We start from the raw sequence: 17,326 nt of genomic DNA, 5'->3' as shown, positions 1-17,326 counted from the left end.
ACCTACTTCCACAAAAATGGTGGGTATTCGTCTAGGTCATTTCGCAGGAATCTAGCTAATAATAATGCCTGAACATGGGGAACTAAGCCCCAAGGTATTTTTTCTCCAAGAAAAGGATGGGTGATCTTTTCCTGCTTTTTATTTTGCCAGGCGGTTAAAAAGCTTTTTCTTGCTTCGTCTGTCATAATGACTGCACCGTTTTCTTTTTTTAGAAAATCATCTTTATTGAGGACTTTCTTATTAATTAAGGACAGGACAAATCTATCAGCATAAACTCCCCTTAATTCTTCCATCACATCTAACGCTAATGAAACCCTTCCTGGGCGGTCACGGTGCATAAAGCCGACATATGCATCCAATCCCACCCCTTCTAGTGCAGCTGCCATATCATTTGCCAATAAAGTATATGCAAATGATAACATCGCATTTACATTATCCAATGGTGGTCTTCTAGATCTTGAATGAAAGGAAAAACTATCTTTTTGTTGTAAAATCATTTGATCAAACAAGCTATTGTAATGAATATCAGCATGGCCTTCTAACCCTCTTAATCTTCCTAAATCCTCACATATACGAACATCCTTGATAATAGAGGATAAAAGTTGGGAGACTTCCTTAAATTGAGAGACATCCACTCTTAATGGATAATCTCTGGTCATTCTTTCAATCATCCATTTTTTATTATATATTTTCCCTATAATAAAATTACGAGCTATTTGGGCTGACATCTCAACATCGTCCGACACACGATATTGTTTCTTTCTAAGAACAACATTTCCTTTACTTTTCCCAATCACTCTTGCAAGAAATCTGCCGTTCATTGTCAAGAAAACTAATGAAATATTTCGTTCCGCACAGAATCCCATCAGCGCCGGACTGGCTCCTGTATAACCAAAGCTAACGATTGATTCAAGATTATGAAGAGGCAATCTCCCCACCTTTTCCTGATTCTTAAGAAGAACGATATTCTCCCCATCCAACGATAAATACAAATCAGGCTGAGTTATAAATAGTGTATTTAGAAGTTTTTTCATTCCCGAATCTTCCCATCAATATAACTTTTTACCGATTGCTTATTCATTAACTTAGGTAAACAAATATTTTGCAGGGAGCAATTGGTACAATAAGTACCTGTTTTCACCTTTGGTGTGTGTCTTCTCAGATAAAAATCATACATTTCCGTAACAATTTGTTTTACTTTACTTTTTTCGATTTCTGTTATAGGGACTTCTATTCGATGTTTTATTTCATTGTAAAATAAATATCCTAAATCTATTCTACAAAGCAACATCTCCTCAAGACACATCGCTTGTGCAGTTAATTGCAAGACATCAATATCGTTCACCTTAGGCTTCCCTCGTTTATATTCTACTGGATAAGCCATATATTTCCCTTCAAGACCATTTATCTCAACACCGCTTGCATCCTTCATAAATTCTACAACGTCACATATTCCCGTTATTCTTAATTCTCTTGATTTGATTGGCATGGCACGAACAATCAATTTATTGCCACGTTTCTCCCGAATAAATGGCGTATCAGCTTTCTGATGAAGAAATTGTCCTTCGACTGTCCTTACATTTTCTTCCCATTGCTGCTCTATATGTATTAGAGCCCATTGCCGTTTGCAAAACTGAAAATGTTGAATTCCAGACAGCATTAGATATTCTTCTTCATCACTTTCCATCAATGACTTCAACGCTAAGACCTTCTAACTCATCTAATGTGATCTTATAATCCTCAAATGTCCTTGGATTTTCCACTTTTGGTGCTAGTGCTACATTTAATAATCGATGTACTTTTGCAGATGAGTATTGACCAAGTTTGGTGTTATGTTCCCACCAATAAACCTTGTGCACTTCCATACTCCCTTCTGGTCTAGCAGATGATGTATCATTTTCAAATAAGGTGACAAGAGCTTGTTTCATTTTTTCAGCATCTTCATTCGTAAATCCCGTTTTTTCAGCTAATTGTGTATTAATGCTGCCGTAAAAAACATAGACTCCAAAATCAACGCGGTGTTTCATCCCCATCGTGTCAGAGCCTTTATCCTTTCCAGGTTCCGAATTGACACTTTTAGTAATTTGCATACTTGTAATATCAATTGGGTCTACACTGGTTGCTGTATGAATGGAAACGGGTCCTCTTACGCCAACGGAAACACCAGACCCTGCACCTGAACTTTTAAATGCAAAAACTTGACCAAAACTACGCACATCCATCCATTCTTGACAAGCGATGCTTGCAAATTCATCGTTGGAACTATTTTTGGACTTAAATATTTTCACAAGTTCTGGTTTTGCCTCTGCTCTTTCTCTTAAACTATGGTATTCATCTACTTTTCTATCATTAGATTGCACAAAAATAGATTCCCCCATATCCTGAAGGCGATTTCTAATTTTCCGTTTTATCGCAACATCAGAGATTTCTCCATAACCTTCGTAATTTTGTCTAGGCCGATTTCCATTCAATGGATCCCCATTTGGATTAGCCTTCGTTACAGATAAAACAACAGCAAAATCAATCTTATGATCTAAAGTATTCATTTTAATTTCCCCTTCCTATTTTTATAATTCATCTTTCACATCAGTTTTTTCTTTCTTTTGATACAACTCATGCCGTTGACTATAAAATCCCAATAAATACTTTCCAGACAAAGGTCTATTATTAAAATTCTCAAATGAGATTCTTGAAGCCACTTCATCAATTAATCCTGATAAGAAGGAGCCTTTTTTTCCAAGTTTAACTTGATATGGCTGTAAACTGTCCTGAATCGTGATCCATGTCCTTTCAGGATGCTTGGAAAATGCATTCATATAACGAATGGCATTGGTCGACCTTGATTCCTCTGGTCCTAAAGCTCGTCTCTCTAATACATCGGCTATTGCCAATAAACGGCCAAATAAATAATCACGATCATTATTTTCTAAATCTAATGCCACTTTGTATTCCTCCTTTTTGTTAATTAATGCACATGTAATGCTCAAAGTTTTTTCCCATTCCCATCTTTCCATAGAGACGGGATTTGAAGCACGATACAAAGCACTTCTAATAATATCTAAAGGGATTTTACGCTGATCAATTACACAAGGAAACATCCGTTCCATTAACCCTTTTACGATTTTATCGCTTGCATTTGGTCCATAGGCCGCAAAAGCAATGTCTTTCATAGATGGAGCACCATAAAATTGGACCCGCTCCCCTTCCCTGTTTTTTCGATAACGGTGCAGCCAAACACAAGTTGAATGCCAATTTACAAGTCTATCTAAGTAAAGCTCTTTCTGGATATTGCGATAGTAAAGAACAGCCAGCCTTCCTGTTGTTGCTGAATCTAGGATTAATATATTGATTTTAGACTTAGTAGATAAATTGTTGCGGTACCCAGCTAATGCCTTTGCAAATTCAAAAGCAAATTCTTGGTTGGTAAATGATTGAGTTTCCCCTGCATCACTTACATTTTCATTAAACATAAAAGTGTCATAAGCATCTTCTGTTAGATCAGGCACCTTGTGGCCATCAATGCTCCACACTAGGAACACTCTTTGGTCAATGATTTTTGCTTGACGGTTAATTAGCCACTTTAAAGCATTATGTGCTTTTTGTGAAACATCATAACTGATGCTTGCCACTTCATTGCTTTTATTAAAGCGTCCTCTAAAAGTAAAACCGCTTGTATCATTAGCCGAAATTAATTTAGCTTTGTCAGCAGCATTTCGAATTTTATTAGCATGTCTTTCTGTACCTGGCAATCTTTCCCCTGTTACATAGCAAAAGTCTTCTTCGCCTAATGAATCATTATAATAATGAATAAAGGATTCATACATGTCTTGATCCTTCCAAACATTAGTTAAAATTTCATTAGGGGAATAGACATCAAATCGAACGAAAGCGCTTTCTTGGCTGCCGTTAATAACTGAAAATATTTGTGGCTTTTCCCCATATAGAGCCTCTGCCTTTTTGTCCCATTTATCTAATAATTGTCCTTCTTCATCAAGCCATAAGATGTTAGATGCCACTAAATCCTGAATTAATTGCCTTTTGCTTAAATATTTGTAGATACTATTTACCTTAGGTGTACTATAAGAAGATTTGGCCCAATCCTCTAATTGCTTAATATAATAGGAAAAGGGTTCTTCCTTTTTAATTTTCCCACCATATTTTACAAAATCTCCTGCAACATAGCTCAATTTATCATGAAGGGGATAAGGGGCTATTTTGGAACCCGCACGGCTTGATGAATCCTCTGTACAAGGAATTAGTGTGCTTGCACTGCTTTTATCAATCACTTGTGCTGAATGGAAATCACCATTTTCCGTTACTAATACTTCTATATGGGCATTTTGCGTCGTATGAGAAATAGGTAATAGAGTAAATTCTTGGTCATTTGTTTTCTTCTCTATCTTGCCTACTTGCTCCAAATTCTCCTCATATGTTTCATATAAATCTAGTAACCAGCTCATTCATTCCCTCCCTCCTCTAATTGGTCGAATAAATCATCTACATTTTCTACATTTTGATTGCTAAAATATTTGGGTTCCATGGCTGCTACTTTCCTTACTTGCGTACATTCATCAGGTCTTATAAATTGAATAATCCCATCCTTCATCACTGGGTTCCAGAGACGTACTTCCATTTCATTTCTTCCTGTTTCGTCGGGATAATTAATGCCATGAACCATCGTTCCTAAATGAAGTTCACCATAATGATCATAGAATCCATCTCCAGACCCAAATTCACATGGTTCAACATAGCCCTGGCATTCTCTCGTACCAAGAAAAATGTCCCTTCGCCCACCAGCATTAAGCGAACGTTTTAGGATATTATGGTGCTTATTTTCATTGCGATCAAAAGCCAAATCTGGTCGATTAGGGTTAAATATAAAATGAGCCCTGACCTGATATTTCACATCCTTTAAATACGTGTAATTGGCTAGCGTATTTCCTCCGCCATATTCAATGGGTCGGATTCCTTTTGATTCCATCTGAATGGCTTTCATCACACGGACCTCATCTACAATCATTAGCAGAGCAGGCTTCCAATAAATGGATTCTACTATTCCTTTGAGAGACTGATAGGTCGGTACATTATAGGTCATTTTTTCTCCGCCCATTTTTGTCAATGGATCCGTAAACAGTGCATACTTCCCATACACTTGAAATTCAATCGCATTTCTCATAGTATCTCCTCCCTTCTCAAGAGTTTTTCATTATAATTTCACTGTACTCCTTTCGAAATTTTCATTCAATATTTGAAATATATCCCTTTCATTTTGATAAAATAAATTGTCGCCTATTTTTTTAGGTGTGGATTGAAATAAATATACATTATATTATTTGGGAACCTATCTTTCTCGAAAGATAGGTTTTAAAATATATTGGTATCCAGCCCACTTTCATTATCAAGATCAAAACCAAACTCCTTACTATAAGCTCCTTCCCTTAGTGCCAAAATATTGCCATCCAAAAATTGAACGAGTCCCTCATTTTTTTCTAACTGTTTTAATTCATGGGAATAGACATTAATGGTATATTGCTGAGACTTCCTTAAAAATTCTGAAAGATCCTGAATGGAACGATCGCTACTTAAATCAGCAATGATTTCTTTTCCCTCCTCAAATGGAACAATAATGGAGGTCGTAATATTATCAATTACCTTAAAGTTTTCAGCGCAAGTATAGTAACTATTTGCCAAAAGCAAGGGGAGTTTTTCTCCCTTATTATGAGAATAAGCTTTGAGGAGTTTGTTATTCCCTCTCGATACCATAAGAAGTTCAATTATATTTTTTCTAATTTTTGGAATTTCATAGTTTAAGTCTGATTTAAATTCGATAAAATACTCTTGAAAATATCTTTCCATTGCTTGTCTAGACAAAATATTGCCGCCATGATTTTTAGGATTATCATGAATATCAATCAGAATTCTTTTTGAAATCTTTTTTCCCTCGCTAATTTCTTTTAAATGATTAAGGTTTTCTTCGGCATGATCAATGACATAAACATTCTGTATTTCATTTTCCCCATGTCGATTGCATCTCCCCGCAGCTTGGGCAATAGAGTCTAAGCCGGCAAGTGAACGAATCACACATTGAAAGCTGACGTCCACCCCCGCTTCTATTAATTGTGTACTAATACATATTATTTTCTCTCCTGCAGATAAATGGTGTCTTATTTCCTCCAGTATTTGATTACGATGAGCAGCGCACATTGACGTACTTAAATGATAAATTGGAATACTAGTAAATTGATCTTTTAATAGCTTGTATAGGTTCTTAACTACTTGCTTCGTATTTAAAATCACCAGGATACTTTGAAGGTCTCCCAACCGATCCGAAATAAAATCAGACAATTTCTCATTATCAAAGGTTTCAGTGGTTGCCCGGTCGATTATTTGGACTCGTGTAAATGCTTCAATTACTTCATCAAGATTCTTTATCATTTCTCCATCTGTATTGATTTCTAATTTATGCTCAACGAAATCCAATGCCGGCTGTGTTGCCGTACATAAGACAATGCTCGCATGACAATAGGTTTTCAAGTAATTTAACGCATGGTTAAATAAGGATACACAATGAATAGGAACTTTTTGAACCTCATCAAAAATAATTACAGACTCACTTAAATTATGAAGCCTTCTTATATTTCTGCTTCCTTTTGCATAAAATACATTTAAAAACTGCACCATTGTTGTGAAAATAATCGGAGCATCCCAATTATCTTTGGCTAATTTTAATTTTTGCTTTAGATTCATCATTCCGGATTGTTTCTCATCATCTTCATTTACATCATTAATCACATTGGAATGATGTTCTAAAATATTTTCCCGATCATGTAATATATTTCGCACTTCTTCAGCATTTTGTTCAATTATAGTAGTATATGGAACAACATAAATAATTCTATTTTTATTAAAATATCTTGCATGCTTCAGAGCATATCTTAAACTAGCAAGCGTTTTCCCGCCCCCTGTAGGAATTGATAAAGTATAGATTCCCGATGGCTGTTCAGCAAATTTTTTACACTGTTCCGACATTTCGGAACGCAATTTATTAATCGGATTTTGAGCATTGGTCATATCTTTAAAGGAATTAATTTTCCTCTCAAGGCTTTCATCATATTGATGAAATAACTCCTGATTTCGATTGGGTATCTCATTCTTCTTATTTTCCTCAAATAATCTTGTATTTGTTCGATCTGCATCAATCAAGCAACTAAAAACAAATTTCGTTAAAAACATGGCTTTTTCTTCTATATTCTTTGTAGGATCCTTAGCTATATATGATTCTAATTCAGAAGCAGCCAGATCGATATATTGATTAAATTCCTTTTCACTCATGACTTCGGAAAAAAACTGTTTCTTACTTAGACTAAATTCTTCTATTACTTTTTCTCGGACTCTCTGTAAATATTTTGATTCTAAATCGGGGGTTAAAAAATCCTGAAGGTAGGAATGATGAGATATAATTGAATTACCAACAATTTCAGCAAGCAATTGCTTGTAGGGGGGAACTTTACTGTTGGAATGAAAATATTCGAATAAGAGCTTTCCACCAGCTGTAGAGTGATCTACACTTCCTCTTTTAGGTGGAGATAAGGGATTCTTAACTGCTTCCACAATATAATCTCTAAAACGATTTGTGTATTTTCCTAAATCGTGGAGTAAACCAGCCAGTCCAGTGATATGCATAATTCCATTCTTTTCTCCATATAATTCTGCTAATTCTTTCACCTCCATTAAATGCTCTTTCACAGTTTGCATCTTCTTGTCATTTTCACGAATATGAGCAACAAAGTCCATTATGAGCCCCCATTTCCATTTTATTTTGGCAGATAATAATTAGGAATATTTTACAATTCTATTTTAGAATTATTTAGACTAAATGACAATAATCGACATCTATTTATTTTTCATCTACACTTCTAAAATATTTAGCTCTCTTAACAGAATATATAAATAAAACTATGTTAAGATAAGAATAGATGTAATTTTCAGTAATTTATCATACTACTTAACAAGCGGGTGAACCCAATGGACATTAAGCACCTCCAATATTTTCTGGAAGTCGTTAAATCAAATAGCTTTTCACGGGCAGCGGAGCGCTTGTTTATCTCTCAACCAACGATAAGCAAAATGATTAAGAATATGGAACAAGAGCTAGGTGTGGAACTATTTGACCGTTCTCGGAAACAGCTTACCTTAACAGATGCCGGGCAAATTATTTTTGAACAAGCCAAACTAATTGACTTAGCCTTTAAAAATCTAGGAACGGAACTAACTAATCTATTAGAATTGAAAAAAGGGCATATTCGCATAGGACTCCCGCCATTGTTCGATGCCCGCTTTTTACTAGAAATAGTTGGGAGCTTTCATGAAATATACCCTGGAATTACCTTTCAGTTAATTGAACAAGGATCAAAGAAAATTGAAGAAGCAGTCGAAAATAATTCATTAGATGTGGGGATAGTAGTGCTTCCGACAAACCTTGAGCTCTTCCATCATTTCTCCCTTATTGAGGACGAATTAAGACTTATTGTGCAAAACACGCATCCCTTAGCTGCCAAAACTGAGGTCCATTTGAACGAGTTAGAAAATGAATCATTTATTCTATTTAATAAAGATTTTGTTCTTAATGATCGAATTATCTACTCCTGTAATAGTGTTGGCTTTCAGCCGAAGGTCGTTTCAGAAAGTACGCAGCAATCCTTTATAGCTGAAATGGTTGCCTGCAATCTTGGAATTGCTTTACTGCCAGAAAGTGTTTGTCATCATTTAAATGAAAATATTACGACGATAAAGGTGGTAAACCCTGTTATTAACTCAAACTTAGCGATTATTTGGAGTAAAGACCAGTACCTTTCCTATGCGGCAAAGGAATGGATTCATTACATTAAGGAGCAATATACAGAAAACAAAAATAAGCCCCAGCTATTCGATTAGCCCTAATTAAAATTCATTTTTGAATATTCAGGTAGCGCTTACATAGATAAAAACTATAATACTAATAAAATTTAACCATTTTACATGAAGAATATTCGGGCGTACAATTTTCTATAAATAAAATATCCTTTTTATATCAAGGATATAGTAATAATTCATTAGAGTTAAAAATAGGAAGGAAGCAAAACATGACAGTAAAAAAGGCAAGTGAAAGCCGTGTAGTTAGCACTTCACAGGTCTTATCTTGTGATTTGAATAACTATAATACTCTTTTTGGCGGTATCTTAATGAAAAAGATTGACGATGTGTCGTCACTTTCTGCAAGAAGGCATTCCAGAGTCAAAGAGTGTGTAACGGCTTCAATGGACTCAATTGATTTCTTGTGTCCAATTCATCAATCTGATTCTGTATGTGTCGAATCATTTGTCACTCGGACAGGAAGAACATCTATGGAGATTTTTTGCAAAGTAATTGCAGAAGATTTAATTACAGGGGATCGCAGAGTGGCAGCAACAGCATTTTTAACCTTTGTTGCTCTCGATGAAAACAAAAAGCCTGTCGAAGTACCCGGCATCCAACCGGAATCAGATGAAGAAATATTTTTGTACAATACCGGGAAAGAAAGAGCTGATACGCGGAAGCTACGTAGAAGAAAAAGCAAAGAATTAGCTGAGTATATTACATTAGAAAAGCCTTGGGAAAAATAAAAGGGGGAAATTTTTATTTATGATCACAGTTTCAAGCATTAACGAGTTAACTACCGCGAAACAGGCCCTTAAAGACCTTAAAAAGGATTATCCGAGTCTTTATGAAAAATTTACTGATATGGTTAATCTCACACGTGCACTTGAATTTAAGTATTATTACATGGGTCGCCTCTTAATGGATGAGGATCCTAGCGAATGTTCACCACATTATGTTTATCATTCTGTACTTCGCGTATATAAGAGGGAATTAAAAAAATTAAAAGAAGATCCTAACTTTCGGAATTTAAGAACCTTATTTTTTAAATATAGAAATGGAATTGGTTATGCCAATCTTTGCTTATTAGGACTCGATAAGAATCCTGAAACACTTGTTGGTCCTTCCGTGATGAAATAACTTTTCAGAGTCAATCCGTCAAATGAGTACAGCGATAGTGGCCGGGTACATGACTCTAGCACCCCACCACTATCGCTTTTTCTATTCTATTTGTTCCTCCACCCAACAAATTCTCTTATATATTCAACGTCCGTCAATTTAAAATCGAATGCCCTTATATTATCCACTGCTTGTTCACATTCTTTGCCCCAGGTATCGGAATCACATGGGAATCTGTCCTTGGACTTGCTTCAAACGATTTGGTGTATAGCGGCAATAAAAAAATGCTAAGACCCATTGTCAAAAAATAAAACCTTAACATTTTTCCCTTGCATAGTTATTTTTATGAAATATGACATTAAACAAGCTAAAAATGGCTTTCAATTTCTTTGATTCTCTCATAAAGCATCTGATTGGTTGGCGTTGGAATTCCATGCTTTCTTCCCAATTCAAGTACAGCCCCCGAAAATAATTCAACCTCACTGAAACGTTTCGCCTCTATATCTTGAGCCATTGACGGTTTTCCGTCAGCACTTAAAGTGGAAAGAACCTTTAGCCAATATTGCAGATCCCGTTCACTTAAATGGATTCCTTCCTTTTCTGATAGAAGAATCACCTCCTTCATAGCGGAAATCATCGCAGTTCTTGCTTCGCCATCTCTTTGGACAATTCCATAGTTACTTTGATAAACAGCAACGGTTTGATTGACACCAACATTTAGCATAAACTTTCCCCATTGCCTTGTATTCATATTCTTATCTAGTTCATAAGGAACTTCCATTCTAGCAAAAAAGTCAGCAACCTCTTTTGCTTTTTGCGAGATTTCCCCTGGTTGCTGATCTCCAAAGCAAAGCATTCCCATGTGGTGATAGATTAATTGGTTTCTCTCCTTTACCGCATCCATCCCTTGAGCGACACAGTAGAGGATTTTATCCATCCCATATGCTTCTCCAATAATAGCTTCACTCGTGATGCCATTCAGTGCGGATAGGATAATAGTGTTTTCTCCTACATGATGCTTAGCTGATTGAATTGCCTCTTCCAATCCATTAAATTTAACGGTAAAAATCAGTAAATCAGCAGGTTCACATTGGTCCTCCGGTGTCACATATTGAAACGAACATTCTTCTCCATTGCAAAAAATTTTTTCACGTTGATATTTTTGAATACGATTTTGATCAGCAATAATTCGTAAATCTGCTTTTGGCATTCTCTTTGATAAATGATGCCCAAATAAAATTCCCAATGCTCCTAATCCAATAATTGATACCGTTTTCAATACGTTTTCCTCCTATCCTTTATAATAAAAAATCTTATAAGTAAAAGTATTAAAAGCAGATTCGCGGCATTTATGAATCTGCTTTTATTATTTCTTTCACATATTATTATAATTTAAGTGTCCAGCCAAACGGATCAGGTTTAGTACCTGTTTGAATCCCGGTCAAAGTATCATAAAGCTTCTGCGATAACGCACCAATCTCTCCGTTGTTGATTAGGAGCCTTTCATTTTTCCAGAAGAGCTCGCCAACAGGAGAAATGACTGCGGCGGTCCCTGTTCCAAATGCCTCCTCTAATTGCCCATCGCGATAATATTGCTCAATCTCTTGGATTGAGATTTTTCTTTCAGATACTGGAACATTCCAATATTTTAATAATTCAATGATTGATTTTCTTGTAATTCCTTCAAGTATACTTCCATTTAAGGATGGTGTTACGACTTCCCCGTTTATTTTGAAGAAGATATTCATGCTCCCAACCTCTTCAATATATTGATTTTCTTTTCCATCGAGCCATAAAACTTGCGAATAACCATGCTGGCTTGCAATTTCTGAAGCCTTTAAGCTTGCAGCATAGTTTCCAGCGGTTTTGGCATCACCCGTTCCCCCAGCAACTGCACGGACATATTCACTTTCAACAGCGATTTTAACTGGATTAATGCCTTCTTTATAATAGGCCCCAACTGGTGAAAGTATGATCATAAAGGTATATTTTTTAGATGGCGCAACCCCTAAATATGGCTCAGTGGCAATCATAAATGGACGAATGTAAAGGGATGTTCCCTCTGCGGTTGGAATCCAATCACGATCAATGGCAATAAGTTGTTTAAGTGCACTTAATGCTAACTCTTCATCAATCGCTGGCATACAAAGTCGATTATTTGATTTGTTCATTCTTTTCATATTTTGATCTGGTCTAAATAATAACACCTGCTCATCCTTTGTAACATAAGCCTTTAATCCCTCAAATACGGTTTGACCATAATGAAAAACAGTAGCAGCAGGATCCAACTCAATTCTTTGATAGGGGACAATCCTTGGATCGCTCCAGCCGATTCCTTCAGTATAATCCCATATAAACATATGGTCGGTAAAATGTTTTCCAAACTCCAGACCATCAGAAGAAGGCTTCTCTTTCTTGTCTGTGCTTAATGTTATTGCAATCTCCAATTCCTTCATCGCCGTATGCTCCTATCTTTAATAAACTATGTATTTGCCTTTTTCCGCTTTAGCTGCGGTTTAAATAACAAATACATTGTGATGATTTAATTATCAATATTTTAACACATGAAAGCACTAAGACGTTGACTGAATTTATGCAAAAGTTTGTAAATTTTCTTATGATCAAAATATCTTGTATCAATCAGGTGTCTTGAAAATACCTACATAGAAGATGAGTTTGTCTTTTGGCTTGCTAGAATCCTAGATGGGATTGGACATTACCTTCATCTAAAAAATATGTAAATCGGTAAGACTTCGATAACCGGCCCTTCAAATTCTATGCATTTTTTTTAAATACACGGGGAATATATGATTACGCTATTAAATGGAAACAGATTCCACTTGATAACTAGATATAAACCCGGAGGTGTACCTATGCGTTATACAAGGCTGTGGATTAGCCTAGCAATCGTATTTATCGCTTCATTCGCAATTCTCGGATATTATGGTGGACGTCTTTATCAATCCATGCCCCCAATACCGGATCGGGTCATTTCAACTGATGGAACAGTCCTCTATACAAAGAAACAGATTGAGGATGGGCAAAATGTATGGCAATCCATTGGTGGACAAGAACTTGGAAGTATTTGGGGACATGGCGCCTATGTGGCTCCGGACTGGAACGCTGATTGGCTACATCGTGAGTCAATATGGCTATTAAACATCTGGTCAAAAAAAGACTATGGCAAAAACTATTCAAATTTAAATAATGAGAGAAAGGCTGCCCTTCGTGAAAGACTAAAAAATGAAATTAGGCCTAATACTTACAATAAGGATACAGAAGAAATTTCCATATCCCCAATAAGAGCACAGGCCATAGCGAATGTAAGCCAACATTATATGTCTTTATTTACAGACGATCCAAGGCTTGATAAGCTTCGCGAAACCTATGCGATGCCAAAGAATGTCATTAAAGACCCTGATCGTCTTCGTGCATTTATTAGCTATATTTGGTGGACCACTTGGGCGACCGAAACAAATCGTCCCGGTGATGATGTGACCTATACAAATAACTGGCCAAATGAGAATTTAATTGACAATAAGGCCACTGGGGAAATGCTGGTTTGGTCTGTTATCAGCTTCGTCTTGCTACTTGCGGGTATTGGCGCATTGGCATGGTATTACGCCTCCCAAAAGGGACATGAGGGAGAAGAAGATTCTCCAAAACATGATCCATTACTAGCCCTTTCAGCTACTCCCTCTATGAAAGCGACGCAAAAATATTTTTGGGTTGTTGCGGCTCTTTGGCTTGTTCAGCTTTTACTTGGAGCCATCACTGGCCATTATCAAGTAGAAGGAAGTGGCTTTTATGGCATTCCGATTGATAAATGGATTCCATATTCGTTAACTAGATCCTGGCATACACAATTAGGAATTTTGTGGATTGCCACCGCTTGGCTAGCAACCGGCTTATTCATCGCTCCTGCCGTTTCTGGACATGAACCAAAATTTCAACGCTTTGGAGTCAACTTTCTCTTTGTATGCTTAATCATCATCGTAGCAGGATCCATGATTGGACAATGGTTTGCTGTTCAACAGCGGCTTGGCCATGTATCTAACTTCTGGTTTGGGCATCAAGGCTATGAATATACGGACACAGGTCGGTTTTGGCAATTATTCCTAACAGTTGGATTATTCTTATGGCTATTCCTCATGGTAAGAGCTATTTGGCCAGCGTTTAAGAATTTAAAGGAAAGCCGTCATCTGCTTGCTTTATTTTTAATTGCGTCTACTGCGATTCCAGTTTTCTATATTCCAGCATTATTGTGGGGACAGCACAGCAATTTAGCGATTGCAGAGTATTGGCGTTGGTGGGTCGTTCACCTTTGGGTAGAGGGATTCTTCGAAGTTTTTGCTACCGTCGTCATGGCTTTCCTATTTACAAGAATGGGGCTACTCGGAATCCGAACTGCCACCACTTCGGTCCTCTTCTCAACGGTTATCTTTTTATTTGGAGGAATTATCGGTACATTCCACCACTTATATTTTAGCGGAACACCTACAGGAGTTATTGCCTTTGGTGCAACCTTCAGTGCCCTAGAAGTCGTTCCGCTCGTCTTAATCGGCTTTGAAGCTTATGAGAATTTAACTCGAAGTCGAGCTCGCCCGTGGGTAAGTGCCTATAAATGGCCCATTTACTTCTTTATTAGTGTCGCCTTTTGGAATTTAGTTGGTGCGGGTTTATTTGGATTCTTTATTAATCCGCCAATCGCCTTATATTATATGCAAGGACTTAACACTACACCTGTTCATGGTCATGCGGCCTTATTCGGTGTCTACGGCATGCTTGGAATTGGCTTAATGCTCTTCTGCCTACGCGGCTTAACTGTAAAACGCGAATGGAAGACGGGTTCCTTAAAATTTGCCTTTTGGGCCATTAATATTGGCCTTTCTCTGATGATTCTCATCAGTCTATTACCAATTGGTCTCATGCAGACTTGGGCCAGTGTGCAGCATGGAATGTGGTATGCAAGATCTGCTACCTTTATGTCTCAGGATATCGTCCACCTATTCGTCTGGCTACGAATTATTGGAGATTCCATATTTGCTATTGGAGGACTTGCCTTAGTTTGGTTCATTATCGGACTAAAAACCGGATGGTCCCTCAAAAGCAATCGGCTAGACTACGTAGAAACTTGAAGAAACTGCCTAGCACTACCCGGTTTATGTTGAAAGATTCTTTGGGCGGTGCTAGGCACCTCTACACATTTCCCAAGTAGGTTATCGTTGTATTAGGATATAGGATGATTCCATTATGGTTATATTTTACAAAGAGATCGGATAAAGCCTCAACAAATGGGACAAACTGTTTGTCATCTTTTTTAGGTGAATAGGAAGCTGACAAGTTTCTTCCCAAAAACCCTTGATAATCTAACTCAAAATGATTGGGATAAGACTGAAATTCATATTTGCCATCCTTAAAAAACTGAGCGAATACCCCTGGTGTTCCCGCAATACCACCACTAAAACCGCTAAAATCAGGACAAAGTCTTCTACATATTTCCTCATTTTCTTTTATAATTTCGTTTGATAAATCCCGACTATTCCATACTAGCGCCACCTTACGAGCTGGCTTTAAGATTCGCTGACATTCTTGCTTGAATTTCTCCTTATCAAACCAGTGAAAGGCTTGAGCAACTGTTACCAAATCGATACTGCTATCCCCTAACTTTGTATCCTCAGCCTTCCCTCCAACTGAGTGAAAACCTTCAAATTGGCTTAAGGATTGCTCTGCCTCTTTTCGCATATCTGCATTAGGCTCAACTGCCATTACCTTCAATCCCCTCGCCAAAAGAAGGTGACTAAATATTCCTGTTCCTGAACCAATATCCGCGACAAGACAATTTCCTGTAGCATGACTCTTAGAAAGTAAATCATCGATGCATTCCTTTGGATAGCTCGGACGATATTTCGTATATAAATTGGCTTTATCTGTGAAATGATTGATTGTGTCCATTCGGTCACCCGCTCTCTATAAAATTTCCTTCAGCAAAAAAAGAGTTACTCCCCTTTTTATTATGAAAAGGGAATGACCCAATTATAATTCAATTTAATATTTTTTTCCTTCCATCTTACGGTTTATGAAGCCTCTGCTCTGGAACGTTCCGAAAGGATATCTTGTGGAATCCTAGAAAGCTGAATCCATTTAATAATGGAAGTAATCATGATAATGAGTATTAACATGATAATGGAGAACCCCATTTAAGGGATATGTTCTAAAAGTATGCTAAAATAGCTCCTTGACATTTTTTATCTCAGAAATATATCCAAAGGTCTGTGGAAATATATGTTAAAATTATAATATTAAACATAAAAGGGGTGAGGAGCGTTGGTTACATTCAATTGGATTGTTTTCCTTTGGCAGGTCTCCTTCGGTGTTTCGATAATTGCTTTTCTATTTGGATTATATAATCGGTCTTGGGTTTCAATGTTTATCAGTTTTGTGACCTTTCTGCCAGTCTCTTTTTACTTTCTAGGTGCGGAAAACGGATTAAAGTTAATTGGTTTTATACCCATTCTCTTGCTTATACTCACAATAGTATTTTGGAGAAATAAGAAAAGAGTTAAATAACATTAAAAAGGGATGGTTTTCATAATGGGATTCAGTTTTAAGGTTGTAAAATAAATTAGCGATCCAATTAGGAGTCCAATCCGCATATAAATTGGACTCCCTTTATTTATTAATATATAAGGATAAAAAAGGAAATCTATACTGTCAAAACGAATTATAATTTTTAAGTTGGTGAATTCTATTGAAACAATTATTTTTAATTCGACCTTCGATGGAATATGAATCTGAATATCTTTTTTTTTATCAAGAATGGAAAGAAAGTGGGGAGGATATGGTACCTTGGGTTATAAGTAAAGACCCTTCAAATTTTCAAGAAATGGTTATATCCTTACTTGATTCCGAACAAGGGAAAAATATCCCTTCAAATTGGGTACCAGACTCCACCTTTTGGTTAGTAAATGAAGATAAAAGAGTAATTGGTGCTGTTAATATCCGACATCGATTAACTGACAAGTTATTTAATTGTGGGGGACATATTGGTTATGGCATTCGTCCGTCTGAGAGACGAAAAGGATATGCAACAAAACTTTTATCATTATCTTTGGAAAAAGCAAGAGAATTAAGTATATTAAAAGTTCTTGTTGTTTGTGATGAGGATAACACAGGTTCGAAAAAAACAATATTGAACAATGGTGGAATTTCAGATACTGACTTTATCGAGGAAGATGGAAATATTGTAAAAAGGTATTGGATAATTCTTTAAGCATTTAAGTTTTCACTTCACTGTCATTTAGCCAAAGTG

14 protein-coding genes are annotated in these 17,326 nt (G+C 36.6%); 5 read left to right on the top strand and 9 right to left on the bottom strand.

Features of this window, described 5'->3' with window-relative positions; all coding sequences use genetic code 11:
* Nucleotides 1-2: 2 nt before the first annotated feature.
* From cas1c to cas3, 6 genes are all read right to left on the bottom strand, one after another.
* Complete coding sequence (cas1c, locus tag ACE38V_RS16105; RefSeq protein ID WP_375842755.1) at nucleotides 3-1,034, bottom strand: type I-C CRISPR-associated endonuclease Cas1c; 1,032 nt, start codon at nucleotides 1,032-1,034, stop codon at nucleotides 3-5.
* Nucleotides 1,031-1,687 carry a CRISPR-associated protein Cas4 gene (gene cas4 / locus ACE38V_RS16100; protein ID WP_375842889.1) on the bottom strand — a complete coding sequence of 219 codons (657 nt, stop codon included), beginning with the start codon at nucleotides 1,685-1,687 and terminating at the stop codon, nucleotides 1,031-1,033. The genes cas1c and cas4 overlap by 4 nt, the downstream gene beginning before the upstream one ends.
* Entirely contained in the window at nucleotides 1,677-2,546 is an 870-nt protein-coding gene (cas7c, locus tag ACE38V_RS16095) for a type I-C CRISPR-associated protein Cas7/Csd2 (RefSeq protein WP_375842753.1), read from the bottom strand. The genes cas4 and cas7c overlap by 11 nt, the downstream gene beginning before the upstream one ends.
* 21 nt (nucleotides 2,547-2,567) lie before the next feature.
* A complete protein-coding gene (gene cas8c, locus ACE38V_RS16090; RefSeq protein ID WP_375842752.1) occupies nucleotides 2,568-4,460 on the bottom strand; it encodes a type I-C CRISPR-associated protein Cas8c/Csd1 in 1,893 nt (630 codons plus the stop codon).
* Nucleotides 4,457-5,176, bottom strand: a complete 720-nt coding sequence (gene cas5c, locus ACE38V_RS16085; RefSeq protein WP_375842751.1) for a type I-C CRISPR-associated protein Cas5c — start codon at nucleotides 5,174-5,176, stop codon at nucleotides 4,457-4,459. Before cas5c ends, cas8c begins: the two co-directional genes overlap by 4 nt.
* 188 nt (nucleotides 5,177-5,364) lie before the next feature.
* Nucleotides 5,365-7,794: a CRISPR-associated helicase Cas3' gene (gene cas3, locus ACE38V_RS16080; RefSeq protein WP_375842749.1), complete on the bottom strand. Its 2,430-nt coding sequence runs from the start codon at nucleotides 7,792-7,794 to the stop codon at nucleotides 5,365-5,367.
* 231 nt (nucleotides 7,795-8,025) lie between these two features.
* Here cas3 and cidR point away from each other — a divergent pair, with 231 nt between their 5' ends.
* The 3 genes from cidR (at nucleotide 8,026) to ACE38V_RS16065 (ending at nucleotide 10,035) form a co-directional block, all read left to right on the top strand.
* Nucleotides 8,026-8,934 carry a cidABC operon transcriptional activator CidR gene (gene cidR / locus ACE38V_RS16075; protein ID WP_375842747.1) on the top strand — a complete coding sequence of 303 codons (909 nt, stop codon included), beginning with the start codon at nucleotides 8,026-8,028 and terminating at the stop codon, nucleotides 8,932-8,934.
* A 188-nt stretch (nucleotides 8,935-9,122) separates the two neighbouring features.
* The gene (locus ACE38V_RS16070) at nucleotides 9,123-9,641 is read left to right on the top strand and encodes an acyl-CoA thioesterase (RefSeq protein ID WP_375842745.1); all 519 of its coding nucleotides are present in this window, start codon (nucleotides 9,123-9,125) and stop codon (nucleotides 9,639-9,641) included.
* Nucleotides 9,642-9,660: 19 nt separating this feature from the next.
* A complete protein-coding gene (locus ACE38V_RS16065; protein WP_375842744.1) occupies nucleotides 9,661-10,035 on the top strand; it encodes a hypothetical protein in 375 nt (124 codons plus the stop codon).
* A 346-nt stretch (nucleotides 10,036-10,381) separates the two neighbouring features.
* Here the strand turns inward: ACE38V_RS16065 and ACE38V_RS16060 are convergent, their stop codons facing one another.
* Nucleotides 10,382-11,293: a ketopantoate reductase family protein gene (locus ACE38V_RS16060; RefSeq protein WP_375842742.1), complete on the bottom strand. Its 912-nt coding sequence runs from the start codon at nucleotides 11,291-11,293 to the stop codon at nucleotides 10,382-10,384.
* Nucleotides 11,294-11,399: 106 nt separating this feature from the next.
* The gene (locus ACE38V_RS16055) at nucleotides 11,400-12,470 is read right to left on the bottom strand and encodes a branched-chain amino acid aminotransferase (protein WP_375842740.1); all 1,071 of its coding nucleotides are present in this window, start codon (nucleotides 12,468-12,470) and stop codon (nucleotides 11,400-11,402) included.
* Between the two features lie 417 nt (nucleotides 12,471-12,887).
* Here ACE38V_RS16055 and ACE38V_RS16050 point away from each other — a divergent pair, with 417 nt between their 5' ends.
* Nucleotides 12,888-15,152 (top strand): nitric-oxide reductase large subunit, encoded by a 2,265-nt coding sequence (locus ACE38V_RS16050; protein WP_375842738.1) that lies wholly within the window; start codon nucleotides 12,888-12,890, stop codon nucleotides 15,150-15,152.
* Between the two features lie 61 nt (nucleotides 15,153-15,213).
* Here the strand turns inward: ACE38V_RS16050 and ACE38V_RS16045 are convergent, their stop codons facing one another.
* Nucleotides 15,214-15,969 carry a class I SAM-dependent methyltransferase gene (locus ACE38V_RS16045; protein ID WP_375842736.1) on the bottom strand — a complete coding sequence of 252 codons (756 nt, stop codon included), beginning with the start codon at nucleotides 15,967-15,969 and terminating at the stop codon, nucleotides 15,214-15,216.
* An 826-nt stretch (nucleotides 15,970-16,795) separates the two neighbouring features.
* Between ACE38V_RS16045 and ACE38V_RS16040 the strand changes: the two genes are divergently transcribed.
* The gene (locus tag ACE38V_RS16040; protein WP_375842887.1) at nucleotides 16,796-17,287 is read left to right on the top strand and encodes a GNAT family N-acetyltransferase; all 492 of its coding nucleotides are present in this window, start codon (nucleotides 16,796-16,798) and stop codon (nucleotides 17,285-17,287) included.
* Nucleotides 17,288-17,326 lie beyond the last annotated feature (39 nt).

The sequence above is a fragment of the Cytobacillus sp. Hz8 genome (genome assembly GCF_042263505.1).
Lineage (GTDB): Bacteria > Bacillota > Bacilli > Bacillales > Cytobacillaceae > Bacillus_BE.
Note: the sequence above shows the minus strand (reverse complement) of the source record. Positions and strands in the feature narration are given on the sequence as shown.

Coding starts and splice junctions, on each gene's coding strand:
- cas1c (WP_375842755.1), bottom strand. CDS start 1,034: ATGAAAAAACTTCTAAATACACTATTTATAACTCAGCCTGATTTGTAT.
- cas4 (WP_375842889.1), bottom strand. CDS start 1,687: ATGGAAAGTGATGAAGAAGAATATCTAATGCTGTCTGGAATTCAACAT.
- cas7c (WP_375842753.1), bottom strand. CDS start 2,546: ATGAATACTTTAGATCATAAGATTGATTTTGCTGTTGTTTTATCTGTA.
- cas8c (WP_375842752.1), bottom strand. CDS start 4,460: ATGAGCTGGTTACTAGATTTATATGAAACATATGAGGAGAATTTGGAG.
- cas5c (WP_375842751.1), bottom strand. CDS start 5,176: ATGAGAAATGCGATTGAATTTCAAGTGTATGGGAAGTATGCACTGTTT.
- cas3 (WP_375842749.1), bottom strand. CDS start 7,794: ATGGACTTTGTTGCTCATATTCGTGAAAATGACAAGAAGATGCAAACT.
- cidR (WP_375842747.1), top strand. CDS start 8,026: ATGGACATTAAGCACCTCCAATATTTTCTGGAAGTCGTTAAATCAAAT.
- ACE38V_RS16070 (WP_375842745.1), top strand. CDS start 9,123: ATGACAGTAAAAAAGGCAAGTGAAAGCCGTGTAGTTAGCACTTCACAG.
- ACE38V_RS16065 (WP_375842744.1), top strand. CDS start 9,661: ATGATCACAGTTTCAAGCATTAACGAGTTAACTACCGCGAAACAGGCC.
- ACE38V_RS16055 (WP_375842740.1), bottom strand. CDS start 12,470: ATGAAGGAATTGGAGATTGCAATAACATTAAGCACAGACAAGAAAGAG.
- ACE38V_RS16050 (WP_375842738.1), top strand. CDS start 12,888: ATGCGTTATACAAGGCTGTGGATTAGCCTAGCAATCGTATTTATCGCT.
- ACE38V_RS16045 (WP_375842736.1), bottom strand. CDS start 15,969: ATGGACACAATCAATCATTTCACAGATAAAGCCAATTTATATACGAAA.
- ACE38V_RS16040 (WP_375842887.1), top strand. CDS start 16,796: ATGGAATATGAATCTGAATATCTTTTTTTTTATCAAGAATGGAAAGAA.